The following is a 26,004-nucleotide window of genomic DNA, read 5'->3' on the forward strand; positions in this document are numbered from 1 at the left end:
AAAAGAGCTATCCGCAATATGCCTAAATTGTATTTTTTATACGGAAATATTGATGACTAGTTTATTGATTATATTTATATTTCCTGTAGCGTGGTTGCTCAACATGTTTAAGTTGAGCATCAAAATAAGATATGTCATCAGTTCGATATCTTTTTTTATGCTATCTTATTTGGTCAATATCAGTATCTTCGACTCCAGGGTAGCTTCATGGAGTTCATATTCACACAAAGATGTTTTAATCAGCGTTTTTTTCCTTGCTTATCCTTATTTATCGGTTTCTGTACTATTGTTTTGGTTAGCCACCAAAAAGTTAAACTTACTCCAGTTACGTGCCAAATAGCCCTGCTTAATTATTTTTTAAAAATACCCCTCTGTCCGTTAGTGTTAAGCATAATCTCTACGGATTAAGTAACTTATAAACGCTAATAAAAGTGAGTCATAGACTCTTTTTTATTGCTAATCCGTAGAGCCCTGTGGAACTCTACGGGGTATGTATTATTACAAACTAGAACTACGGTTAAGGCTTGACGGAAAAATCCACCAGATAGAATGTAATTATAACACAGCATTTTTGCGATGCTGTTCTACAATCCGAGAAGATATGCGCTGTTAAATTCAGTTATCGATAGTGACCTTCTTAGTTTTTTCCAAAAAGCCATTTTCAACTATTGGTATTGAAACATTATGATGGTGATTTTAAAGACTTTGTTGATCGGTTAAGGATGGGATATAGTTTTATTGATAACTGAAGATCACGAAAAAGATAAAACCCGAAATCATTTGCTCATATTCATAGGATTTAGGGGTATGGTTATTGTAGAAATAATTCTATATTTTTGTGTTAACACTCAACATCATATCCATGCACATAGAAACACGTAAATTACATTTGATAGAAGAAATGCTCAAAGTAAAGAGTGAAGCTACTTTATCTGCTTTGGAGAAGCTATTAAAGAGTACTAATAATAAAACAGTTAAGAAAACACCAAGCTTAAAAGATTTTTCTGGAATCTGGTCTAAGGACGAGGCAGAAGAAATGGAACGTATAATTTCAGAATCTTGTGAAACCATCCACCCAGATGACTGGAAGTAATCTATTAGATACCAATATCGTTATCGAGTTATTTAAAGGCAATTCTACAATTACAGAGTTTCTTGAAACCTTAGAGGAGGAAATAAACATTCCTTTTGCTGTATTAGGAGAATTATATCTGGGTTCTTACAGATCAGCTAACCCAAAAAAGCACATTAAACAGATCAACTCTTTTCTAGAGAGGTGTAATGTACTGATTGCTGATGATGAAACAGCAAATCACAATGCCTTAATCAAAACTGCCTTGTTGCAAAAAGGTAAGCCAATACCGGAGAATGACATGTGGATAGCTGCGGTATCAAAGCAGTTTGACCTAAAGTTACACACCAAGGACAAGCACTTTAAGGAAATTGACAACCTGAATTTGCAGAGCTGGTAAAGTATTAATTTATTATTTATTCCCCAAGCTCGGTGCGGCCTGCGAAACCCCTGATTAATTTAAAGTTAACAAAAGTTAGCGTTGCAGTCTAATCGTATCAATTCGTTCGATGATTTAAATTTATGTAAGTCAATAACTTACGTTGTTTTTAGCGAGTATACCACTCTGTAAAACTACTCACCGAATCACTCACTTTTTTTATGCGATTTATTGCATATTTTGGTGTTTCCGGCAAACAAAAAAGCTTGCAATCATTTGATTTGCAAGCTTTTACGTAGTTTTGATACTATTCTCTGTGATCCCGCTGGGATTCGAACCCAGGACCACTACATTAAAAGTGTAATGCTCTACCAGCTGAGCTACGGAATCATTTTCTCCCTTTCGAGGCTGCGAAGTTAGGAATTAAATTCAATCTTGCAAAAGGTAAATGCAAAATATTTAACAGAAAGTTAACGCTGACATCACAAAACGGGGTTAAATATTTAGAAATCATTTGGTTGAACAAGGACAAAAAAAATCACTATTCGAAAAGCTTTAACCACAAATGAACAGGGTTTGATAAAAAATATCTTTCTTTCCCCTTAAAAGCCTTGGACAAACATCATAATTGAAGAATAAGTGACCTTCGTATTTTTTAGCGCTGTTTGCATTTATGATTGAAATTCCCATTTGTTGTAAATAATGTCATTGATTTTTTTATTTCCTTACTTATTTTCACTCTTTAATACATACTTGATTTTTAATGAATATTGAAAATATTTATGGTGAAGATAAATGGGCTACACTTGGGGGTTTTTCACCAATTATTTCTGTCTTTAGTTCTTACCATCCGCTTACTCCAGAGATGGAAGACATTATTAACCGCGATACATTTCCTGTGCATTTTGCCAAAAACAAACATATTGCCTCACCACTAAAACGCAACCGTTACATTTTTCTGATTTTACAAGGAGCAGTGCATGGCTACCTTAAAATGGGAAATAAAAAAATTACCACCTGGATTGCTGCTGAAAATGAACTGGCAGGAACCATCAGAAATTTATGGGAGAATGAAGCCTCTGATGAATATATTGAAACGATAGATCCGGTATTTGCGATTGCCATTCCGCATGAAATGTCGAAAATGCTTTATGAAAATTTCCCCATCGCAAATTATGTGGGCAGAAAGATGACCCAGATTTATTTTCAGGGCGCCTCTGAAAGGGCGTATATCTGCAGGCTTCCGACGGCGTTAAAACGCTACCAAAGGTTCCTGGTTTCTTATCCACACCTCATTAACCGTATCCCATTAAAGTATATCGCTTCCTTTGTGGGTATGAGGCTGGAAACATTGAGCAGACTCAGGAACAAGCCTTAATGGTCAGCGCCAAAAAATATTAACCGCCATTCTAAACACAGTGAGAATCTGAAATAAATTACCATCGGTGAGCTCGCTAAAGTTTGGTTGAGGGTGACGGCCCCTGGTAAACGCCGATTTAAGCTATGAGAGGTGATATTAATTCAAATCCAGATTAACATTAAAGATTAAACTAAAAAAGCCATCACGTTTTCATTTAAACGTAATGGCTTTTGTAATCTTTAAAAAATCTGACTATTATTTACTTTTCAACTCATTTAAAATAGGCTTATCCAGGCTGGTTAAAGTATTTTGCTTTGGTTTAAGCAATTCAAAAACCACAATCTCATTTTTCCCTTTTTTCAGCCACTCTGCCGGCAGGTAAATGGTTTGTTGCGGACCAATGCCCCAATATTTACCTAAGTTATGTCCGTTAACCCAAACCAATCCTTTGCCCCACTGGCGCATATCAAGATACGTATCGGCAACTTTGGTTAAATTAAAGCTGGCTGATTTAAGTGCCGCTGCCGATGGGCTGTTTACTTTAGCTTGTATTTTTTGGGCGTTTGTTTGATCAAAAGGTAAAGGATACATTTTCCACGATTTAATCTCCTTACCATTAAAAGTTACATTTTTGGTAATCCCCTTGTTATTTTTAAGCAGGTAAGGACCAAAATTGATCCTTCCCAGGTTTTCAACCAAAATATCCAATTGTACATTACCGGCAGGAAGATTAACTGCTAAACTATCCTGATAAAGCCTCCTGTCTAAAACACCAACCAGTTTTTTATTGATGTATACCAGGCCATAATCGCGCAGTTCGTTAATTTTGATTACGCCTTTACGTCCACCTTTTATGGTACTGCTATACAGCACAAAACCATAGGGTTGGTTAAGTGCTTCGAAAGTTAATGGTTGTTCACTTAACTTTGGTTTACCGATCAGGCTAAAGATATCAGTAGATTTGGTAAATTTAATGGCTGGCAATGCCGCAGCAGGTTTAGCCGCTGGCACTTCGGAAAGTACCTGGTTCGCCGGCAAATTCCTTTTGATCACTTCGCGGAAAAGCATAAATTTTGGTGTCGCATTGCCCGCTTCATCTAAAGGCGCGTCGTAATCATAACTGCTGATCTGCGGTTCGTAAGCAGTTGAATCGTTATAGTTTGCGCCATTCATAAAACCCCGGGTTGTACCACCATGAAACATATACATATTGATGGAAATGCCCCCTTTAAGCGCAGTATCTAATTTATTGGCATATGTTTTTGGATCTACCTCATGGTGTTTGGTGCCCCACCAATCGAACCAGGCCGGATACCATTCTGGCACAAAATAAGGGCCTTTACCTTTGTTATACTTGTTGATCAGTGCCCTGATCTGATCAGGATTATCGATCCCGTTAACGCCTGGAAGTAAACCAGCCAGGTGTCCGCCTTCTAATGCAGGAACCGGATCGCAGGTAGAAAGCACACCATCAAAACCGGCATCTTTAAACAGCTGCTCATTAATTTTCAGGTATTCTTTATCGTTTCCATAAGAACCATATTCGTTTTCTACCTGCACCATTAAGATGTTGCCCCCATGGTTAACCTGCAAAGGCGCTAAACGTTTACCAATTTCGGTAATATATTCCTTGTACTCTTTTAAATATTGTGCTTCTTTGCTCCTTACCTGTAAACCTTTAATGTTCTGCAACCAATACGGATAACCGCCAAATTCCCATTCGGCACATACATACGGACTCGGGCGAAGCAATACCCATAAACCTTCTTCTTTTGCAATACGAACAAATTCAGTAATATCATTATTACCAGAAAAATCAAAATGATCTTTCTGCGGCTCGTGTACATTCCAGAATACATAAGTACCAATGGTATTTAGGCCCATGGCTTTGGCCATTTTCATTCTATCGCGCCAGGCTTCTCTCGGTATCCGGGGATAATGCATTTCTCCCGAAATAATCTGAAAGGGTTTGTTATCAAGCAGAAAAACCGAGTCTGCCAGTTTAAAAGTATGCTTACTTTGCGCAAATGCACCAAAGCTGGCAAAACAAGTAATTAAAATTACTTTAATCCATAGGTGTTTTAAGGTAGGTTTCATCAAAAAGGTATTATTTAAAAAAATCAAAAGCATAGTTTTCCCATATCATTTTATAAAATGCTTTACAGCACAAACCAAATGTTTATGGATTTATAAAATGAGTAACGTTATAATTTCAAATTAATCAGGTTTAATTGCTGATTACAGTGGTAACAGACTTAGCAGGAATACGCAACTGTTTGGTATCCTGATATTGTTTATAGGGCGACAAATTGTATTGATCTGATGTAACATAGGTTTGTACAGCACTTTGCTTACTTCCCTTTACCTCCATGTTCAGCTCAAGATCATTTTCTGTAGGGTTAACCACTACAGTGACAATCTTTTTATTTTGCTGATAGGATGATACATTAACCTGAGGCAAATCTGCCCCCAGGGTTTTAACCTGAAGCCGCTTACTGCCAGGGTTAATAAAACGGCTATAGTTACCCAGGGCCCACAGCAGTTTACTATCATAAACCTGTCCATCTGTTTTATTTTTATCGATATAAACCAAACCATCCTTATAATCGCCGGTGGATACGCCCAACCACCATTGCCATGAGGTTGCGTTAGATATCACGAGGTCATGGTGGATCAGCCTGGCGATAAAAAGTGCTGTAACCATGCCCAGATCACGTTTTTCGCCTTTAAGCACCTCATCACCAAGTACGCAATATTCAGACATCCAATACCTTAACCCTTTTATTTGCGCTACGGCTTCGGCTGTTTTCTTACGGACACCAATAAACTTTTCTTCCGGACTGGTGGTAAAATAACTGTGAGCAGAAATGGATTGATCTATATTTGAAAGGTTGCCAACATAATTGGGAGATGCCGGATTAAAGAACTGCTGTACCTGGTTTCCCTTCGCACTATTTCCGTTATTATATAAATAATCAAGCTGACCGGCCTCTCCTATCTGTATTTTGGTTTTCATCTGATTCTTAACCAAAGCATCATTAACACCCCGGTAAAGTTGAGCAAGTTCGGTATTGTTGTACGGACAGCCTTCCTGATTATGTTCATTCCATTTCCATTGCGGCTCGTTTGCAGGGCTGAGGTAGTTGAGTTCTATTCCGGTTGTTTTCTTTATGCCTTTAATGGTTTTAACCAGGTAATCGGTAAACTGTGGAAGTTTATCAAAATTCAGGTTGCAGTTTCCATCTGTAGAATAGGCTTTGCCATTTTTGGTAAATAATACGTGCGGACTGTTTACGAAGCCGATAAACTGCTTTACGCCACGATTTTGGGCTGCTTTTAAAAACCAGGTTTGACCGGGCATTGCGTTCCAGTCATAAGTACCATCAGGCTGCAGAAAAGCGTATTGACGACGCCATTCGTCGCCAATATCGCTTGCCTTACCTTGGGCGGCACTACCGCCTCCAATACTGAAACGCCACATGTTAAGCCCAATACCAAGTGGTTGCCCCGCTTTTGTGGTTTGGGTGCTAAAAAGCAAATCGGCCATCCTATCCTTTTTTTCTGCAGGCCATAAACCTGCGAACTGACAAGTCCATGCATCAGAAGCGCCAAAACCCTCTATGGTTTGGAATGTGATGGCAGGATCTATTTCTATTTTTAGAGGCGTTTCTTGTGCAAGCGTTACGCTACCATATAAAAATAAGGCCAGACAGATAAAAAAACGGTTTAGATTGGAGGATGACTTTAACATGTAAACAATTAATTTCTATTTATTAGTAACCTGGGTTTTGCTGCAATTTACCACCTGATGCTAAAATTTCGGCTCTTGGTATTGGTAACCAATAGTGTTTGGTTTCGAACTTGCGTCCGTCTAACGCAACTTTAGGCGTATAAGTAAAACCGTTATTTGTTTTGGTAATCGTCACGCCGCCGGCAGGTTTGTTTTCGGTTACATCAGCAATTTTCCACCTCCTTACATCATAAAAACGATGTTCTTCGAAAGCAAGTTCTACCCTACGCTCATAGCGTACCGCATCGCGCATTTGTGTCTGTGTAATTCCGATTGCCAATGCAGGCATATTAACGCCTGGCCTGGCCCTCACCATGTTTACAGCATCTCTTGCAGACATGGTAGATCCCGAAGGAACAGCATCAGGTCCATAAGCTTCATTTGCAGCTTCAGCATAGTTAAGCAAAATTTCTGCATATCTAAAATAAATCCATGGTTGAAAACCTGCATTGCCCCATGGATTTTGTAATGGATAGGCATCATTCATGAATTTTTTAAGGTAATATCCGGTTTTACTGGTATTCCAGTTGTCATTTCCATCTTTACTGTCTCTTCCTCCCGGTACAAAGGTTTCTACGTTACGCTCACGGTAGGCTGCGCCATTATACAAAATGGTAGCTGCAAAACGTGGATCACGACCTTTATACGGTTCGTTGCTATCATAACCAGAGGTGGGATCGGTTATCGGTTTACCGTTGGCCATTTCGTAATCATCTACCAGGTTCTGCATTGGTAAATTTCCGCCCCAACCGCCATAACCATTAGGCCCGTTTGCAATTTCCAAATGGGTATGGTTGGCATTTTTGGTAAACAACCTTGCAAAAATAACTTCATTACTCTGGTCAGTTAAAAACAAGTTTGCGTATCCCCCGGTATATATTCCATATTTATTTAAAGAGATCACCGCCTGGGCTGCCGTAACAGCTGCCTGCCAGGTACCTGCATTATACAACGGACTTGCAGCATACAACAGTAAACGCGACTTAAGTGCCAATGCCGCACCTTTAGTAGCTCTACCAATTAACCAGCTGCCACTATTATCTAAAGGTAAATCTGCAGCAGCCTGATCGAGCTGACCGGCCACATAATCTATAGATTCTTTAATCGAAGCACGTTGAAACAATGCCGGATCTTGTAGATTATCCGAAAGCTCAACTATCTTATCGCCCATTAAGACGATGCCGCCGTAGTTTCTGATTAAATCCTGATAACGAAAAGCCCTGATGAATTTAATCTCAGCTATCAATTGTTTTTTATGTGTTGCACTCATTGAAATTTTGGACAGTACTGATAGTGCGTAATTACATTCTCTGATACCGCGATAACTTCTTCCCCAATATACGCCAGCGCTTCCTAAATTTTCGGGAGCCAGCTGCCCTCTCTGGATCAACCAGGTCGCATCATCATTATTGTAAACAGATTCATCAGTAAAAGAACTCCACATGCTGTATTCAAAACCTCTGCCAAAACCTGGTACAGATCCATCACCTTCTTTATCCTGTAAGCGTGTGCCCAGATACCGGTTGGTTATATAAGCCTCTAATGCTGTCGTATCATTTTCTATGGTAGCAGGCAAAAGAATATCTGTTGGTTCGACGTTTAAAATTTCTTTTTTACAGCCCAGCATAGCCCCCGAAACAAGGGATAGGCCTAAAAGTGTTATATATATTGATTTGATTTTCATGATGTTTAAAATTTAATATTGGCGCCTAAATTAATGATGCGTTGCTGAGGGTAAAACTGTCCGCTACCACTGGTTCCTTCGGGATCGTAATCTTTCACTTTAGAAATGGTGAATAAGTTAAAAGCACTGGCATAAACCCTTACTCCAGAAACGTTGATGCGATCTAAGAAGCTGGCCTTAATGTTATAGGCAAGCTCTACGTTTTTAAGCCTTAAGAACGAGGCATCATTTAACCAAAAGGTATTATTAAACTGCCCACCGCTAATGGCATTAGATGCACGGTCGGTTACCCTTGGATAGGTTCCGTTCGGGTTTGCGGCACTAAACCTGTTATCGGCCCAACTGCTGTAAAAGTTACCTACACTACCTGATTCTGGCAAAACGTACTGGCTTACCTGGGTTTGTCCGGCTAATACCATCGATAAATCAAAGTTTTTATAAGAAGCACCAAGTGTAAATCCATACGTAATTTGAGGGATGTTGCTATATGGCGTTCTGGTTTGGTCATCGGCAGTAATTTTACCATCATTATTGTAATCCAGATATTTAAGATCACCAACTTTCGCCCCGCTAACATGCGGATAAGCATCTAACTCCTGCTGTGTTCTAAATATACCGATGGCATTATACAGCAGGCCGGCATTTAACGGTCTTCCGGTCTGGCGCTGATAATCCAGTGTTCCGCTGGCTTCATCAATAAAAATCACTTTACTTTTAGCATAAGTGAAGTTACCTGATGCATTCCATCTGAAACTTTCGCCGTTATGGTTATAACCTAAAGTTGCTTCAAAACCAGCATTATTCACTTTTCCGATATTTTCTGAAGGTACTAATGGCGTATAGTTCGCGCTGTTATCATTAAATGGATTTACAATACCTGAAGAACCTGGTACTGATGCATTACGGGTGGTTAAGATATCAGATCTTTTTTGCTGGAAATAAATGGCCTCAATACTAAAGTTCTTAAACACCGTGGCATTAATACCAATATCCAGCTTTTTGGCTACCTCCCAGGTAATGTTTGGATTTGCCAGTTTAACCAGGTTTACGCCCGGTTGTATGGTTGATGATGTGGCGCCCGGGCTTTGAGCTACAAATCCATTTCCAACCAATACATAATTATCAAAATACTGGAAACCTTTCACATTATCGTTACCCAATGCGCCGTATGATGCCCTGATTTTCAGATTATCAACAAATTTAACATTATCGCTGAACCAATTTTCTTTTGACATCACCCATCCCACAGATGCAGAAGGAAAATAACCATATCGCTTACCCTCCGGGAATATAGATGAGCCATCAATACGTAACTGTCCTTCAAACAGGTATTTATCATCATAACTATAAGCTAAACGGCTAATTACACTCTTACGGTTATAGTTGGTGCTATAACCCGAGTTGAGATAATCGGTAGCGGCAGCACCCCCTTGTGAAAGTTCGGGCAAATTGGTAGACAGAAAGTTAAAACGTTGTGCATCGAAATATTCTAAATGGTTTTCGCTTTGCTCATAACCTACAAATGCATTAATATCGTGCAGGTTAAAACGACGTGCGTAATTCAGCTTGATGTTTGAAGTAAGCAATGATTCGTTTTTCTGGCTTTCAGTCAGGGTAGCTCTTTGGTTATTGCCACCCGTAATTACACTATTATAAGTTTGAGATGCAGAACTGTATTGGTATAACAGATAGGGTTTGTTGAAACTTTTGGTAAATACATTCGATTTATCAGCCGAAAAGAAACCATCAACAGAAAGGCCTTCTACACCTGGAATAATAAAAGTAGCTCTTAAAATACCATTTAAAACCTGTGTAGGTGATTTACTGGTTCCACCGATATCAGTAACTTGTACCGCAGGATTGGAATTTTCTATACCAGTTGTTGGTAAACCGTTTGGATAATATGCGGCTACAATTGGTTTTGCCCTGTAAATAGACCTAAAAATATCGCCGGCCCCAACCTGAGGAAACACACGGTTTTCTTGTCTGCCCGATACCGATAAACCCAATTTTAGGTATTTGGATACGTTAGCATCTACATTTGTGCGGAAATTATATTGGTTGTACTTGGTTGCACCGTTTTTATAAATCCCATCCTGGTTAATTGTACCTAATGAAACATAGTATTTAACATCTTCGCTACCGCCATTAACAGAAAGGCTGTGCTGGCTCTGTAAAGCTGTTTTTTTCAATGTTTGGTCGATCCAATCGGTATTAGGGTACAACAAAGGATCGGAGCCGTTACGGAATTTTTCGATCTGATCTGCCGTGTAAGACTGATTAAGTCCGCCTGAAGGATTGGAATCAAAATTGATTTCGTTCATAATCTGCGCATAAGTAGCGGCATCTGCCATTTTGGGCAACCTTGTTGGTGAGCTAAAACCCTGGTTAAAACTATAATTAATAGTTGGTTTGCCGGTTTTACCTTTTTTAGTGGTTACTAAAATAACACCATTGGCCGCTCTGTTACCATAAATAGCTGCAGAGGCATCTTTTAGTACCGAAACACTTTCAATATCATTAGGATCTAAACGTTCCAGTCCACCAATCTGTCCGGGGATTCCATCTACAACGATTAATACATTGTTACTCCCTGTGGTAGCCAGGCCCCTGATGGTGATGTTGGAACCGTCATAACCAGGTTCGCCACTTCTGTTGTTGATCACTACGCCGGAAAAACGGCCAGCTAACGAATTGGATAAGTTGGGTTGCGGACTTTTCACCAGGTCGGCTCCTTTTACCTGCGATATTGATCCGGTAAGGGTTGCTTTCTTCTGGGTTCCGTAACCCACCACCACTAATTCGTTCAGTGTTTTCGTATCGGCACTCAGCTGAACATTAATGGTTGTTCTATCGCCAACGGTTTGTTCCTGACTGGTGTAACCCACGTAAGAAAAAACCAATACATCAGTTGTGGATGCTACACTAATGCTATATTTACCTTTTGCATCGGTTTGAACGGCTTTTTCAGTTCCCTTAATCTTAACTGCTACTCCCGGAAATGGCACTCCGTCACTTGTAACAGTACCCGTTACCACAATCTCGCGTGCCAGTTTCATTTTTTCTGACGGTATAGCAAAGGAAGAGGCGGCTACAGGTAAACTAATTGATAAGATAAATAGAAAAGCCAGTGCTTTAATTTTAAAGCATTTTAAAGGCGAAAATTCCTTCAGATTTTTTTTTCTCATTTGGTTTGCACATTAATATTTGGTTAGCAGATCAGATCTATACTTAGATTAACAGAATGTTGTTATCAGATTTTATAGTGATAGAACTGCTTTATAAGGGGCTAAAGTAGCGCTAACAAACCACATAAAAAGGGTACAAACAATCCAAATTTAAGGGGTAAACAGACCGAAAATGAGCTTAAATGAGGGTTTAAGGCATATTTTGAGAAACAGGGAGTAAATACAGTTATGGTTTACTTTTTTTACCTGTTGTGTTTATCTGGATATGATTAGAAAATGGCTTCCTGAATTTTTTAATGTACTGTGATGGATTTATATTAAACAATTTATAAAACTGCTCTCTAAAATATTTGGGATCGGTAATGCCTACCAGGTATGAAGTTTCCTGAATGGTTTTATCAGTATTGATAAAAATTTCGGCCGCTTTCCTTAACCTGATGAAACGGATAAAGCCGTTGGCAGACTGACCTGAAATGGATTTAATTTTACGGTATAAATTAGATCTCGACATCGCCAATAAGGCTGATAAGGTATCGATATTAAAATCAGTATCGGTAAGGTGCTCTTCTACAATGCGGATACAGTTATCCAAAAACTCCTTATATTCTGCAGAGATTTTAATATGGTTGGAGTTGAGTGTAATTTCATTATAAAAGTACTTTTGTAGTGCGTTTTTACTTTTTAATATACTGGCCACCCTTGCTTTTAAAAAATCCTTATCAAAAGGTTTACTGATATAATCGTCGGCTCCACCTTCTATGCCTTTAAGTTTAACTTCCGGTGCAGAAATGGCCGTAAGTAAAATAATCGGGATATGAGAAATGGAAACATCTTCTTTTATTTTGCTGCATAGTTCTATGCCCGTCATGCCGTCCATCATTACATCGCAAATCACAATATCAGGTAACAGCTCTTTCGTCATTTCATAACCTTTTTCTCCATTACTGGCTTCATAAAGATGATAATCCATTTTAAAAACCTGTTTAAGGTATTCTCTGATCTCCAGATTATCATCAATAATAAGCATGCTTTTTGAATCAATGGTGAGCTGGTTATCGATTACCTGCCCCTCGGCAGCCTCTACAACTTTGTTGGCACTGATCTCATCCTCTATCAATTCTTTGAACAACGAAGATTCGGTATCCACTAACGCCTCCTCCAATATAACAGCATTTTTAAAATGACTTAAACCACGTAATAAAGCAATATTAAACGTAGTTCCCTTATTTTCCACGCTGGTGTAGTTTATGGTGCCTCCATGCATTTCAACAAAAGTTTTAGCCAGGTATAAACCTATACCAAAACCGCCTTTGGCTGATTTATTACCGGGATCCTGATAAAACTTCTCGTACAGTTTTTCTCCTGCTACTTCTACAATACCACAGCCGGAATCTTCAACACTAATGATTGCATTTTCCTTGCTGTTATCTACCATCATCTTCACCGTCCCGCCTTCTGGCGTAAATTTTATTGCATTTGAAAGCAGGTTAAAGAACACGATTTCCATTTTTTCGCGGTCAGCATAAAAAGCAATCATCTCATCGATACAGCTAAACTCAAGCGTTATATTTTTTGACCGGGCCTGATGTATAAAACAAAGAAATACCTCTTTACACAGATTTACCAGATTTATCGGTGCTACCTTTAACTTTTCGCCATAAGTATCTGCCTTCCTAAACAACAATAGCTGATCAACCAAACTTAACAGCCGCTTGGCATTCCGGTATACAATATTTAAATCGGTAGTATCAACGTTATTATCATTTTTGTACAAAAGTTCTTTAACCGGATTGATAATTAAGGTAAGCGGTGTGCGGAACTCGTGCGATACGTTGGTAAAGAAAGATAGTTTCTTCTCGCTCAGCTCCTTTTCTTTTTCGCTTTCTATGTGGGCCAGTTTAATCTGAAATTTTAAATCAGATTGGTGCTCGCGATATTTAAGATAAGCATACACCATACCAAAGAAAGCCAAACCATATAAACAAAAAGCCCACCAGGTGCGGTACCAAGGTGGCGTAATGATGATCTGGAGCGAATTTCCGGTCATATTCCAAATGCCATCATTGTTTGATGCCCTGATCCTTAAGGTGTATTTACCGGGATTTAAGTTGGTATAGGTTACTTTATGTTCACTACCGCTATAATTCCATTTTTTATCAAAACCTTCCAGAAAATAAGCATATTGGTTTTTTTCTGACAGTGTATAGTTCAGGGCCACAAAACCGAAAGAAAGCACACTCTGATCGTAAGGCAGGGTAATACTTTTCGTCATGTAAACAGGTAATTTTAAAGGGGAATCGTCGCCAGGGAGAATCAGTTTGTTAAAAATCGAAAAATCAGAAAAGTAAACCGCAGGCGCTTCTTTATTATATTTGAGTTGTTGTGGGTTAAAATAAACGATGCCTTTGTTACCTGCCACATAAATTTCTCCTTTAGCATTTTTGCAAATGGCTTCATTGGCATAAACGCCGTCCTTTTCATCATAATTTTTAACCGTGTTGGATACCGGATCGAAAAGCGAAATACCTTGCTCGGTAGTTACCCATAACTTGCCATTGTTATCTTCTACCAGGTCGGTAAAAACATTGCTGGCAAAACCATTTTGTTTTGAATATACCTCGAAAGTATTTGTTTTGGCTACATATTTATTCAATCCATCCCGGGTGCAGATCCAAATATTTTGATGCGAATCCTGATAAAGACGAATTACAATATTATTGCTAATGCCGCCTTTTTTTGAATTATCGATCCTGTAATTTGTAAACTTTTTGGTTTTAGGGTTAAAACGGCTTAAGCCACTGCCGTAGGTTCCTATCCAGATGTTGCCCTGCGCATCTTTTAAAAGGCAGTTTAAATGGTTGTTACTCAATGAGCTTAAATTTTTGGGATCGTTATAATAATGCGTGTAAGCTTTGGTTTTATCGTTATAGATTTTTAAGCCGGCATCCGTAGCTAAATAATATTCGCCATGGTTTACTTCTATCAGATCCCTAAAAACATCTTCATTGAAAAAAATACCCAGTGCAGAACGATGGTGGTGATGTAGAAATTTGTTCTCTTTTTCGTTATAACGGTCAAATCCATTCTCGCTCATTACCCATAAATCACCTTTCAAATCAACAGACAGCTTAATAATATCGTTACTGGATAAACTGTTTAAGTTGTTATTGTGCGAAAGTCTGGTAAAGGAGCGGTTATCCGGATTATATTTATAAAGGCCTTTGTTGCTACCCAGCCAAAAATTGCCCTCATTGCTAATGATTGATTTGATGTCTGCCTGTCCGAAAGGAAGTGAGGTGAAATTAAACTTGTACTGGTTAAAATCGATTTTACTAAGACCATTTTTACCACATAGCCAGATCATGCCGGTTTTATCACGATAAAAGCTTCCATTGGCAAAAAATTCGAGTTTATCTATTTTATCCCATTTATTGAGTTTCGTATTTATCCAAAATATTCCTGCACTTCCGCCTACCAGTAATTTTCCGGCACTTAAACTCAAAACGTTAAACACAGCAGCATTACCTGTATTACCGCTATTGTAAGTGGTAAACATCTCCTTTTCAGGATCAAAACGGAACAGATCGCCTTTCCAATAACACCCGATCCAGATCATTCCCTCATTGTCGATGCAAAGCGTCCAGATGTCATTTGGATTTTTTTGACCGGCGATTTCCTTTTGCATATAATTGGTAAGCCGCTTTGTTTTTTGATCGAATTTATTCAGCCCATTGCTCCAGTTGCCGAGCCATAAATTGCCAGACGCATCTTCGGCAATGGCATTCACCGATTTTCCTTTAATGGCATAAGCATTTTTGGGATCGGGCTGATAAACCTTAAATGTTTTTGATTTGCTGTTGTAAAGATTAAATCCATCATCGGTACCTACCCATAATTTGTTTGTTTTATCGATCAGCAGAGACCAGATCTTGTTATTGCTGAGGGACGTTTTACTGTTTTCTTTATGGTAAAAACGTTCAAATCTCTCGGTAACCGGATCGAACCTGTTTAAGCCGTTCATGGTACCCACCCAAAACACGCCATGGCTATCCTCTACCATTGCATTGATGTAGTTATTGGTTAAGGAAGTGCTATCGCCAGCGATGTTTACATAAATTTTGAAAGAATAACCATCAAATTTACAGAGGCCGTTTTCTGTACCGATCCAGACAAAACCTCTTTTATCTTTTAGTGCAACAGTGGTATTTTTAGAGGGGAGACCGTCATTAATACCGTATGTTTTAAGTACATAATGTTCCGGAATAGCCGTTTGATCCTTTACCTGTGCTTTGATGCTGCTAAAAAACAGCAGGCATTGCAGGGTAAAACCAAATGCTTTGATAAATTTCATCATTAAAAAGGCAAACCAATAGCTAAAAATTGGTTAGCGGGTGTAAAGATACAATTTGCCGAGGTATGGTTCAATCCATACATTCCACACCCCCGCAATCGTCATCCTGAAGGATAATTTATTGAGATCTCTTCACTCCGCGCTGCTCCGGCCGAATGACGATCGAATATTTATAGGACGCTCGAAGTGACAACTTCTTTCAGAATCTTTCCAATTGCATCATTTTTTGCCACAGAAACACAGCATTGCACGGAGTGAATAAAACTGAGAGTTTACGGTTCTGTTTCTGCAATTGTCTTTATGTAATCGTCCTCCTTAACTTGTTTCAGGATCTATACCGGTAGCATTGTTTTGCCACGGAAACACTGTATTGCACGGAGTGAATAAAACTGAGAGTTTACAGTTCTGTTTCTGCAATTGTCTTCATGCAATCGTCCTCCTGAACTTGTTTCAGGATCTCTAAAGGTAGCATTGTTTTGCCACGGAAACATGGAGTTAAAAATTTAAGATTTTCTTGTTCAATTTAAGCAATCGTAATACTCAATTCGTCCGTAATCATTTCAACATGAAAGACCCTGAAATAAATTCAGGGTGACGACCATGCTAAAGAAATTGAGATAAAGATTCAATCCTATAATGTATCAACCATTTAGAATCGTTTCAGGATCTTTACAGGTAGCATTGTTTGCCGCGGAAACACAGATTTACATGGCATTTACTTTACCTTCCAGCTTTAGTCTTTAAGCTTTTGCCTTTTTTATAAATCAGAATAGTCTGTTGGATAAACAAATTTGGTATCGTTTTTAGAAACATTATGCTGATACTCTGGCATAGCCGATAGTTTTTTCCAATAATCATCTGCTGAGAAGGCTTTCCAGTGTGCATCTCTATCGGCTTTGTTTTCAAAAGTGGTTAAATACATGAGGTTAGGCATGCGGCTTCCGGCAATTACTTCCCCATAAAATACCGCATTAAAATTTAACCTTTTAAATAAACCAATCTCGTCGCCTTTGTTAAACATTTGCACTTTGTTCTGAAAATATTTCTCCGTGGGTGCTTCGTAGCTTCTTAATTCGTAAACCCGTTCTTTCATTGGCGATTTTATATTGGGCAGCATAAAATGAGGTGCATCTTCAAAAGCTTTCAATACAATAGATTCCAGCCGCTCAAAAGGGGCATCGTTGTAAATTGCATCAAGATAAGCTTTACCATCAACAGCATATTGTTTGTCTTTTGACAGTTTTTTATCCAGTTCCAAAATTCCATTAAGCGATTTTAGTGGAATAAATACATAAATGAGTTTTTCGGTAATTCCGGCCTGATCGCTTACTATTGGCTTAAACACACCCACCTTCGCTATTCCATTGCGATGTAATGCAGGCAAATACGCTTTTTGCAAATAATCGTCTACTGCCTTTTCCTGGGCATCGGTTTTGAGGTGGTAAATTTTGATCTGATAGAAATCTATTGAGGCATTAGCCGCAAATGCACTGGATAACAGTAAAAATAAAAACAGACAAGATATTTTGATTTTGGACAACATGTTAGGATTGATTGTTAAGATGGAAAATTAATAAAGTTTTCGGGTAAAACTTTATTAATTTTCCATTTTTATCCTTTTCGTTCCAATAAAATGCTTATTTCAGTTTGCAGTTATCAGTTTACAATTTGCAGTTGACAGTTTGCTATTGACACTTGCTATCGAACCAATGACCAATGAGCCAATAAACAGAGAACCAATGACTAATAAACTAATGACCAATAAACCAGTGAACTAATGACTAATTAACTAATGACTAATGAACCAACAAACCAATGACCAACAAACCAACCCTACTTTGCAATATTTGGATTTGGCGCTTCGGCATTTAATAAATGTTTCACAAAGAAATCGCGTTTACGCCTACGTCCATAAACACCTCCATCGCTGTGTCCCATGCCTGGAATGCTCAAAATATCGAAATTTTTATTGGCTTTGATCAGTGCATCAGCCAATCTATAGGTCGATTCTGGTGGTACATTTTCGTCTGCTTCACCAACAATTAAAAACAGATCGCCCTGTAATTTAGCCGCGTTGGTAATATTAGATTGTTCGGCATAATGCGGCCCTACCGGATAGCCCATCCATTGTTCGTTCCACCATTGTTTATCGATGCGATTATCGTGACAGCCACAGGCTGAAACTGCAGCTTTATAAAACTCAGGATGCGATAACAGTGCACCAGTAGAGCTTTGTCCACCCGCCGAAGTGCCATAAATCCCTACTTTAGAAATATCCGCATTTGGATACTTAAGCGCCATGGCTTTCATCCATAATATCCGGTCAGGAAATCCGGAGTCGGCTATGTTTTTCCAGCATACATCATGAAAAGCTTTAGAGCGGTTGGCCGTACCCATTCCGTCAATCTGCACCACGATAAAACCTAATTCGGCTATGCTCTGCATTTCACTGGCTGGCAAGAAACTTTTTGGCACAAAACTATCGTGAGGACCTGCATAAATATTTTCGATAACAGGGTATGTTTTGTTAGGATCCATTTTTGAAGGTAAGCAAACAATTCCCCATATATCGGTTTTGCCATCTCTTCCTTTGGCTACAAATACTTCTGGCAGTTTAACCCCTGTAGCTAAATAGGCATCTGTTTTTCCATGTTCTATTTCACTTACTTTTTTGGTGCTTTCAGTAAGCCTTAATTCGCTAACAGGTGGTACATTTACCTGAGAGTAAGTATCAATATAATATTTTCGATCAGGCGAGAAGCTGAGGCTATGGTTACCTTTTTCTGGTGTGAGGTTTACCAGTCCTTTACCATCAAAGCCGATTCTGTAGTAATGGATAAAGTAAGGATCTTCACCAGCATGCATGCCATTTGCCCTGAACCATACCTGACGTTTTACAATATCTACACTATCAATGTCCCTAACCACATAATTTCCTTTTGTAATTAACTGCTGCTTTCCGGTTAAGGCATTTACCAGATAAAGATGTTGCCAGCCATCTTGCTCGCTTGTCCACAATATTTCATTTGTTTTGGGCAGGTATCTGGTATAAATGCGACTTTCATAAATGAAGGTCTTGGTTTTCTCGTCGATGATGTTTCTGGTTTTCCCTGTTAAAACATCTACTTCGATTACCCTGAAACGCTGGTGGCCACGATCTACTTTCTCATAAGTATAATATCTGCTGTTATTATTGCGCCAATGCAGTTCTGGAGCACCAAAGAAATCAATCGGGTCTGCATCAACCTTGATGGCCGTTTTCTTCGCTACGTTAAAAACATAGGGCTGATAAGCAGTAAAGTCATCACCAGGCTGTGCATATTCTCTCGTTTTTAACTCACCACGTGTGGTACCCGGAACAGAACTTAAAACATAATATACATTTTTAATTTCTTTCGGATCGATTTTATAGGCAACTATGTCTTTGCTATCAGGCGACCAGGCAAATTCACCATAAGGTTTATCGACACTACCATCAGTACTTAATTGGGTTTCTGCCTTTGTAGCCAGATCAATTACAAACAGATTGCCACCACGGATCAGGATTTCGCTTTTGCCATCAGGCGATTTTTTGATTTCGCGGTTTCCCTGCCAGCGCGATCTGCGTTGTTGTAAAGGCCGCCTGGCATTGTACCGATAAATATTACTATCGGTGGTATTGGTTAAATTATTATTGCTCAGGTTTAACTGATACCATTTATCGGCTATTTTTAATTTTGCAGTACCCTGATCGGCAAAATATAGCTCTCCAAGCTGAATTTTTACCGGGTTCTGCTTTTTACCGGTAAGCTTTTCTATATTTTGTGCCAGTTTATTATGATCAAATGCAACTTGGCGCTTACCTGTTGCCGCATCTACATAATAATATTCCCATGTTCTATCAGGAAGATTCTTCTTATACCAGAATGCAGTACCATCTTTTTTCCAGAAGGGGGTAATTTCATTGTTGGTTGGAATATTTCGTAATGTAGTATCCATTTTTAAGGATAACTGGTAAGCAGCTGCCACTTCAGCAGCATTAGGCTGATAAGGTTGCAACTTGGTTTGCTGTGCAAGCAACTGAACGGAAACAAAACTTAATAAAGTAAAGGCTATTGATTTTTTAACGGTCGCGTAAATGCTCATTACAGATTTTTTGTGGTAAATATAGTATTGCTATTTTGCAGGTCTTTTTTGAATTTTGATGAATATCGTTAATATTTTAACCCTTTACATCAACCGGATCTTTCGTTTTCAATTCCTGACGTACGATACCTCCTCTAATCAGATAATAAACCGGAATTCCCATTAAAGTGATGATTAATCCTGGCCAGGTAAATTTGGGTTTAAAAATGATCAGCAGTATGCAAAAGGCAAGTCCCATCAGGATATAAACGATTGGCAGCACCGGGTAACCAAAGGCTTTGTAAGGCCTGTTTGCCTCAGGGCGTTTTTTACGGAGGATAAAGATTCCGAAAATGGTAAGCATGTAAAACATGACCACCACAAAAGAAATCATATCCAGCAGGTCGCTGTATTTTCCGCTAATGCACCATAAACAGGCAAAAATGCATTGTATCCATAATCCAAATCCCGGGACTGCATTTTTATTGAGTGTACCCACTTTTTTAAAGAAAAGTCCATCTTTGGCCATGGAATAATATACCCTTGCACCAGCCATAATTAAACCATTATTACAACCAAAGGTTGAAACCATAATCATTAAAGCAATAATGATAGTACCGGCTGTACCGAAAATATGGTTGGCGGCTGAAACAGCTACCCGATCTTTATCTGCATGGGCAATATCTTGCAATGAAAGCACCCCGGTGTACATTACGTTGGTGAGGAGGTAGAGTACGGTTACGATAATGGTTCCTAAAGCTAAACTTAAACCGATATTGCGTGCAGGATTTTTAATTTCGCCGGCGATAAAGGTCACATTATGCCAGGAATCGCTGCTGAATATTGAACCCACCATCGCTGCAGCGATGGCACCGAAAGCCGCGAAAGTGGTGTAAGAACCAATACTTCCGTCAGCAGATAACGGTCCTAAAACCCACATATTTTCCCAATTGGTTTTCCAGATTCCCTTATCCAGAAAGAAAAGTCCAAAAGCGATCAGACCAAATAAACTTAACAATTTAGCCACCGTGAAAGTTGTTTGGATAACTTTACCCCCATTTACCCCCCTATTGTTGATATAGGTGAGCAAAATAATTACGCCAATGGCCAACAGTTGTGCGGGTGAAATGGTAAAAAAACCTAAATCGACAGCAACTAAATCTTCACTCAACGCAGGTATGAGATAAGCAGTAAATTTGGCAAATGCAACACCTACGGCGGCAATCGTTGCGGTTTGGATAACCGTGAAAAAACTCCAGCCATATAAAAAACTGATCAGCGGGTTGTACGCTTCCTTTAAATAAATATACTGTCCTCCCGCTTTTGGGAACATGGCACTTAATTCACCATAACTCAATGCAGCCGTTAGCGTCATAAAGCCTGTAATCAGCCAAACCACTAATAGCCAGCCAGAGCTGCCTACATTTCGGGTAATATCTGCACTTACAATAAAAATACCCGAGCCGATCATACTTCCGGCTACAAGCATCGTTGCATCCATCAGCTTAAGCGAGGGTTTAAATTGTGTGGTTTCTTTTTCTGTCATGTTGTGTTTGCTTGGTGGTTCGAAGGTTGGTTGTTGATTTTATTTACTTAAGCTGATCGTAAAAATACCATGAGGTTTTGAAGTCGCGGGTTAAAGGCTGATTGGTTAAAGTAGCCCTGATCATTTCGACAGGGATTAAGTTTTGTTTTATCACGGCATCATGAAAATCCTTAAAGCTCATTTTGCCACTATCTACCAGCTCTTTTTTCAGCGCAAAGAGCTGAAGACCGCCGGTAAGGTAGGCTACTTGGTATAAAGGGCTATAATCGCCTTTGAAAGATCGGCGGACCTCACCTTCTGCATTGACACGTTCGTGCCCTACACGGTCGACCAGAAAATCCACACACTGCTGAGGAGTCCACCTGCCCAGGTGAAAGTTCAGCGAAAACAGAATCCTGGCACAACGGTGCATCCGCCAGAAAAGCATACCCATTTTTTCCTCAGGTGTTTTGGCAAAACCTTTATCGTAAAGCAAAAGTTCCCAGTATAAAGGCCAGCCCTCTATGCTAAAAGGGGTTTGAAAAGGATCGCGATAGCTTTTATATCTGCTATTCATAAAATACTGGTAATGGTGGCCTGGTAAAAGTTCATGTTGCACCGTTCCTCTCGAAAAATAAGGATTGTTACCACGCATACTCATTAACTTATCGTCTTCCTCCATTGTATTGGTTGGATAGGAAATGCTGATTTCGCGCCCACCTGTGAAAAATGGATTCACCAATTGTCTTTCGGCAGACATCATCACCATACCCCAGGTTTCTTCTGCAAGTGCCGGAATATTGATCAGATTATTGGCTTTGATAAAATTGAGGGCATCATCCTGTAATTTTACAATCAATTCCGGCTGCCTGCCCAATGGCACATAGCTATTTTTGATTTTTTCCTGTGCCTTTTTCCAGTCATTGCCATAACCCATAGCGGCTGATGCTTTTAAAAGCTCTTCATCGCAAAACTTAAATTCCTTTTCGGCAAGCTTAATCAGTTCTTCAGGTGTATAGGGAATAAGCTCAGCATTTAACTGCCTGATGAGTTCTTCTCGTCCAATAGGATTTCCTTTAATTTCCGGTTTACTTGATTTTACAGCAGGAATGGCATCAACATCATCAAAAAGTTTGGCGTAATTGGCTAAGGCAAGGTCTAATTTCTCGTAAGGTTTAGGCACCCACCAGGTAAAACCCGGCTCATAATCCATATAAAATTGGTAAAAGCCCTTTAACCGATGTTTCAAACTCAAACTGATGGCTTTTGCCATTTTAAGCTGATCGGGTTTAAGTGCCCCTTTTTTAAAATTCAGGCTTAGGGAATCAACTTGTTTTGCAATTTTTTCTATCCCGGCGGCCAGCAGTGCACCATCCTGATAAGTACCTCTTCTTCTTAGGTTTTCGAGTGCGTAAATGGCGTCGGCAAAGGTAAAATACTTTGATAAGGCATTATAATCTGTTTCTTCTCTACTTAAAAGCCAAACCGACGATTCGATCTGTTTTTTAAGCAGAATATAATCCACCTTGCCATAAATGCTGAAATTTTCAAATTGCGCAGCTTTTAGCTTGTTTAGGTAATCGTGATTAATATCCTGCAGGCGTTTCCTTTGAGCCGGACTTTTAAAAGTAGCCAGTGGATAAGAATAAGTTACACCTGCTGAATAAGGAAAGTAGAAATCGTTAATGGCATCAACATCCTTTTGGTAACCTACAATCAGCGTACCCATTTCGCTGGTTTGTTCGTACAAACTTTCATTTGAAGTTTGAGCCCACGCAAAAGGGCCCGATAACAGGCACACCAATAACAAAAGGGCAAAAAGGTTTAGTTTATTTTGCATGTGGTTTGGTTAAAACAGGCAATAGCATTGCCTCCATTTGTAAAAAATGGTTACATTATATTAAAAAAGCAGTTGTTTAAGCGCCGATGTAGTTCACCCTGCTTACATTGTTATAGGTATCAATATATGCTCTTGGTGATTGGCCGATAATACTTTTAAACACCCTATTAAAATTGGTAATGCTATTAAAACCAGCTTTATAGGCTACGCCTGAAATGCAATCCGCTTTTTCTCCCGATATCAGACTTTTGCAGGCATCATTGATTCTTACTTCATTTAAAAATGACACAAAAGTATGACCGGTATGTTTTTTGAAATACCTGCAGAAAGCCTGAGGCGTCATAAACGCCGCATTGGCTACATCTTCTAATGAAATCTGGCTGTTGTAGTTTTCGGTGATGAAATTAATGATCTTACTTAAACGCATACCTTCATTTTCGGTTACGTTGGAAGAATACATATCGGAGCATAAAGGTTCTACATTCTCATTCAAATCCTGAAGGCTGTTAACCATTTTCAGGAAGTTAAACAATACATCAACCCCTGCTGCCTGGTGCACATTCAGCATTTTACCTACTATGTTTTTGGTAAATGCAGCCGGAACTTTGAAACCATGCTTGTTTTTAGCTAAAAAAGCACTGGCCAGCTTCATTTCAGGGAGATTAAACAAAGCAGCTAATATGCCATTCGGATTAAAGTAAATAGAACATGCTTTAATGGTTTTATTACTGTCGATGGCGAAATACTCGGGATTACTTTTAAACAGATGTGGAAGTTTGGCTCCAATTAAAAAAACATCTCCAGACCGGAAGGCATGCATATCATTTCCAGCAATTAATGTCCCCTCACCTTTTTCTATATACGTGATCTGCCATTCATCGTGGCGGTGCAGGTATTGATAAAAATAGGGAGATTCGATTTGTTCCGATATCACACTTTTGTCATCAGGAACAAGCATGGTAAAAGGTAATACTTTCATAATCCAGTTAGTTTGGTTTGGTTGGTTATTATGAATTGAATATATAAATATTAACTCAAATAACCCAATAAAACTCAGATAAGGTTAAAATACTGCTATAATTTGATAAAATATGACGGATTATATCAACAAACTGACCACTCATTAATTACTATTAACGTAGTTAAAGGACTATAAATCATTTTATAGCAGGAGCTCAAAAGAAAACCAATTGCTTAGCAATGCGTTGATCCGGATGGGCAACCGAAACGCAGTGCTTGAAAGGTGTCGGGATTATAAATCCCGACTAACGGAATGGCTGGTCCGGATTTGTAATCCGGACCCAACGAACTATGGATTTAGAATCCATAAAAGAACGAAGAGCGTCGGGATTACAAATCCCGACCAACAGAGTAATCTACTATTATAGGACTGAAAAGTTGAAGTCGGGATTACAAATCCCGACTAAATTAAACCGACTAACTTAAATCTAAAAATTATCGAGCCAATGCGTAGGGTTCAATATTTATATCAGTTGCGATGCCTGAAACGATCTGACTAACCAACAAACCTGTTGCAGGTCCTAAGCTTAAGCCCATCATGCCGTGGCCGGTAGCAATGATCAGGTTTTCTCTTTTTTTACATCTGCCAATATATGGCAAACCATCAGGTGATGAGGGACGGAAACCATACCAGATATCTTTTTCTGCAGGAACCGCAGGTTTTAAATCAGGAAAATATGCCGGAACGGATTCAACAATCCCTTTAACCCGTTGCATATTAATGCGGGTATTGATCTTATCTAATTCCATTGTTCCGCCGTACCTGATCTGACCGTTCATTGGTGTGATGGCCACCCTGGCTTCACATAACAATGCCGGGATAGTTACACGTTGCTGAGGTTCGGGCTCCATAAATGAATAACCCTTACCTGGCATTAAAGATATTTTAACATCGGCCATTTTGGCCACTGCAGGCGACCACGAACCGGTCGCTAAAATATATTCATCTGCTTCCCAGGAGGTATTACCCGCAAAAACTTTCGTAATGCGATTTCCTGATGTTTCAATTTTATCAACTTCTTTGTTACGCTGTATATTAACGCCATTCTTTATTAGATATTTGAGCAGGGCGTCCATCAATTTTGTTGGGTAAAGATGGGCATCACAACGATAGTGTACTGCTCCCAAAACATCTAATTTTAAATCTGGCTGTAAAGCACGGCATTCATCGGCAGTAAGTACGGCCATATCCAGGCCAAGCTCTATTGCACGTGCAGCTAAATGCGCCTCCTCTTCAGCAGCTTTTTCTGTTTTGTAAAATGCCAGAATGCCGTTTTTGGTTAATTCGAAATCGAACTCCGGCTCTTTAGCCAGGCCCTCATATAGTTTTTTGCTCAGCAAAGATAAATCACGTAATGGTACTGCCGCCTGGCTTACATGTTTTGCCGTGGCATGTTTCATAAATTTCAAGCCCCAGCTAACGAGGTTTGCGTTTAATGAAGGGCGCACATAAAAGGGGCTTTTGCTATCGAACATCCAGCGGATCCCCTGCTGTATCATCCCCGGCGCTGCCAGAGGAACAAAATGGCTCGGCACAATCATCCCTGCATTACCAAATGAGCAGTTGTCGGTAATATCTCCCTTATCCAAAATTGTTACTTCGTAGCCCCTTTTCTGCAAATAATATGCTGACGTCAGACCTACTATTCCACCACCTATAATTAATACTTTCGACATGCTTTTAACTTATT

14 protein-coding genes and 1 tRNA gene are annotated in these 26,004 nt (G+C 39.3%); 3 read left to right on the forward strand and 12 right to left on the reverse strand.

Annotated features, from left to right (window positions below):
- Nucleotides 1-862 precede the first annotated feature (862 nt).
- Nucleotides 863-1,093, forward strand: a complete 231-nt coding sequence (locus tag BM107_RS20930; RefSeq protein WP_090986979.1) for a hypothetical protein — start codon at nt 863-865, stop codon at nt 1,091-1,093.
- On the forward strand, nt 1,080-1,472 hold the full coding sequence (locus BM107_RS20935) for a type II toxin-antitoxin system VapC family toxin (protein ID WP_090986980.1): 393 nt from the start codon (nt 1,080-1,082) through the stop codon (nt 1,470-1,472). The genes BM107_RS20930 and BM107_RS20935 overlap by 14 nt, the downstream gene beginning before the upstream one ends.
- 296 nt (nt 1,473-1,768) lie before the next feature.
- On the opposite strand, the gene BM107_RS20940 is transcribed toward BM107_RS20935, so the two are convergent.
- Nucleotides 1,769-1,841: transfer RNA gene (locus BM107_RS20940), tRNA-Lys, on the reverse strand.
- A 373-nt stretch (nt 1,842-2,214) separates the two neighbouring features.
- Here BM107_RS20940 and BM107_RS20945 point away from each other — a divergent pair.
- Complete coding sequence (locus BM107_RS20945; protein ID WP_090986982.1) at nt 2,215-2,829, forward strand: Crp/Fnr family transcriptional regulator; 615 nt, start codon at nt 2,215-2,217, stop codon at nt 2,827-2,829.
- Between the two features lie 237 nt (nt 2,830-3,066).
- Here the strand turns inward: BM107_RS20945 and BM107_RS20950 are convergent, their stop codons facing one another.
- From BM107_RS20950 to BM107_RS21000, 11 genes are all read right to left on the reverse strand, one after another.
- Nucleotides 3,067-4,908 carry a glycoside hydrolase family 35 protein gene (locus tag BM107_RS20950; RefSeq protein WP_090987015.1) on the reverse strand — a complete coding sequence of 614 codons (1,842 nt, stop codon included), beginning with the start codon at nt 4,906-4,908 and terminating at the stop codon, nt 3,067-3,069.
- A gap of 130 nt (nt 4,909-5,038) precedes the next feature.
- Nucleotides 5,039-6,562 (reverse strand): glycoside hydrolase, encoded by a 1,524-nt coding sequence (locus BM107_RS20955; protein ID WP_090986984.1) that lies wholly within the window; start codon nt 6,560-6,562, stop codon nt 5,039-5,041.
- Nucleotides 6,563-6,584: 22 nt separating this feature from the next.
- Nucleotides 6,585-8,285, reverse strand: a complete 1,701-nt coding sequence (locus BM107_RS20960) for a RagB/SusD family nutrient uptake outer membrane protein (RefSeq protein ID WP_090986986.1) — start codon at nt 8,283-8,285, stop codon at nt 6,585-6,587.
- Nucleotides 8,286-8,290: 5 nt separating this feature from the next.
- The gene (locus tag BM107_RS20965) at nt 8,291-11,473 is read right to left on the reverse strand and encodes a SusC/RagA family TonB-linked outer membrane protein (RefSeq protein ID WP_090986988.1); all 3,183 of its coding nucleotides are present in this window, start codon (nt 11,471-11,473) and stop codon (nt 8,291-8,293) included.
- Between the two features lie 226 nt (nt 11,474-11,699).
- A complete protein-coding gene (locus BM107_RS20970; RefSeq protein WP_090986990.1) occupies nt 11,700-15,827 on the reverse strand; it encodes a hybrid sensor histidine kinase/response regulator transcription factor in 4,128 nt (1,375 codons plus the stop codon).
- A gap of 754 nt (nt 15,828-16,581) precedes the next feature.
- The gene (locus BM107_RS20975) at nt 16,582-17,367 is read right to left on the reverse strand and encodes an NIPSNAP family protein (protein WP_090986993.1); all 786 of its coding nucleotides are present in this window, start codon (nt 17,365-17,367) and stop codon (nt 16,582-16,584) included.
- 290 nt (nt 17,368-17,657) lie between these two features.
- The gene (locus BM107_RS20980; RefSeq protein WP_090986995.1) at nt 17,658-19,949 is read right to left on the reverse strand and encodes a S9 family peptidase; all 2,292 of its coding nucleotides are present in this window, start codon (nt 19,947-19,949) and stop codon (nt 17,658-17,660) included.
- A gap of 76 nt (nt 19,950-20,025) precedes the next feature.
- Nucleotides 20,026-21,474 (reverse strand): APC family permease, encoded by a 1,449-nt coding sequence (locus BM107_RS20985; RefSeq protein WP_090986996.1) that lies wholly within the window; start codon nt 21,472-21,474, stop codon nt 20,026-20,028.
- A gap of 43 nt (nt 21,475-21,517) precedes the next feature.
- Complete coding sequence (locus tag BM107_RS20990) at nt 21,518-23,293, reverse strand: DUF885 family protein (RefSeq protein ID WP_090986997.1); 1,776 nt, start codon at nt 23,291-23,293, stop codon at nt 21,518-21,520.
- 76 nt (nt 23,294-23,369) lie between these two features.
- Complete coding sequence (locus tag BM107_RS20995; RefSeq protein WP_090986998.1) at nt 23,370-24,272, reverse strand: AraC family transcriptional regulator; 903 nt, start codon at nt 24,270-24,272, stop codon at nt 23,370-23,372.
- A 476-nt stretch (nt 24,273-24,748) separates the two neighbouring features.
- On the reverse strand, nt 24,749-25,990 hold the full coding sequence (locus tag BM107_RS21000; protein WP_090986999.1) for an NAD(P)/FAD-dependent oxidoreductase: 1,242 nt from the start codon (nt 25,988-25,990) through the stop codon (nt 24,749-24,751).
- Between the last annotated feature and the right edge of the window lie 14 nt (nt 25,991-26,004).

This window comes from Pedobacter suwonensis (assembly GCF_900111825.1).
In the GTDB taxonomy this organism is placed as follows: Bacteria; Bacteroidota; Bacteroidia; order Sphingobacteriales; family Sphingobacteriaceae; genus Pedobacter; species Pedobacter suwonensis.

Excerpts from the sequence above, each read along its gene's own strand:
- BM107_RS20930 (WP_090986979.1), top strand. The coding sequence starts at position 863 with ATGCACATAGAAACACGTAAATTACATTTGATAGAAGAAATGCTCAAA.
- BM107_RS20935 (WP_090986980.1), top strand. The coding sequence starts at position 1,080 with ATGACTGGAAGTAATCTATTAGATACCAATATCGTTATCGAGTTATTT.
- BM107_RS20945 (WP_090986982.1), top strand. The coding sequence starts at position 2,215 with ATGAATATTGAAAATATTTATGGTGAAGATAAATGGGCTACACTTGGG.
- BM107_RS20950 (WP_090987015.1), bottom strand. The coding sequence starts at position 4,908 with ATGAAACCTACCTTAAAACACCTATGGATTAAAGTAATTTTAATTACT.
- BM107_RS20955 (WP_090986984.1), bottom strand. The coding sequence starts at position 6,562 with ATGTTAAAGTCATCCTCCAATCTAAACCGTTTTTTTATCTGTCTGGCC.
- BM107_RS20960 (WP_090986986.1), bottom strand. The coding sequence starts at position 8,285 with ATGAAAATCAAATCAATATATATAACACTTTTAGGCCTATCCCTTGTT.
- BM107_RS20965 (WP_090986988.1), bottom strand. The coding sequence starts at position 11,473 with ATGAGAAAAAAAAATCTGAAGGAATTTTCGCCTTTAAAATGCTTTAAA.
- BM107_RS20970 (WP_090986990.1), bottom strand. The coding sequence starts at position 15,827 with ATGATGAAATTTATCAAAGCATTTGGTTTTACCCTGCAATGCCTGCTG.
- BM107_RS20975 (WP_090986993.1), bottom strand. The coding sequence starts at position 17,367 with ATGTTGTCCAAAATCAAAATATCTTGTCTGTTTTTATTTTTACTGTTA.
- BM107_RS20980 (WP_090986995.1), bottom strand. The coding sequence starts at position 19,949 with ATGAGCATTTACGCGACCGTTAAAAAATCAATAGCCTTTACTTTATTA.
- BM107_RS20985 (WP_090986996.1), bottom strand. The coding sequence starts at position 21,474 with ATGACAGAAAAAGAAACCACACAATTTAAACCCTCGCTTAAGCTGATG.
- BM107_RS20990 (WP_090986997.1), bottom strand. The coding sequence starts at position 23,293 with ATGCAAAATAAACTAAACCTTTTTGCCCTTTTGTTATTGGTGTGCCTG.
- BM107_RS20995 (WP_090986998.1), bottom strand. The coding sequence starts at position 24,272 with ATGAAAGTATTACCTTTTACCATGCTTGTTCCTGATGACAAAAGTGTG.
- BM107_RS21000 (WP_090986999.1), bottom strand. The coding sequence starts at position 25,990 with ATGTCGAAAGTATTAATTATAGGTGGTGGAATAGTAGGTCTGACGTCA.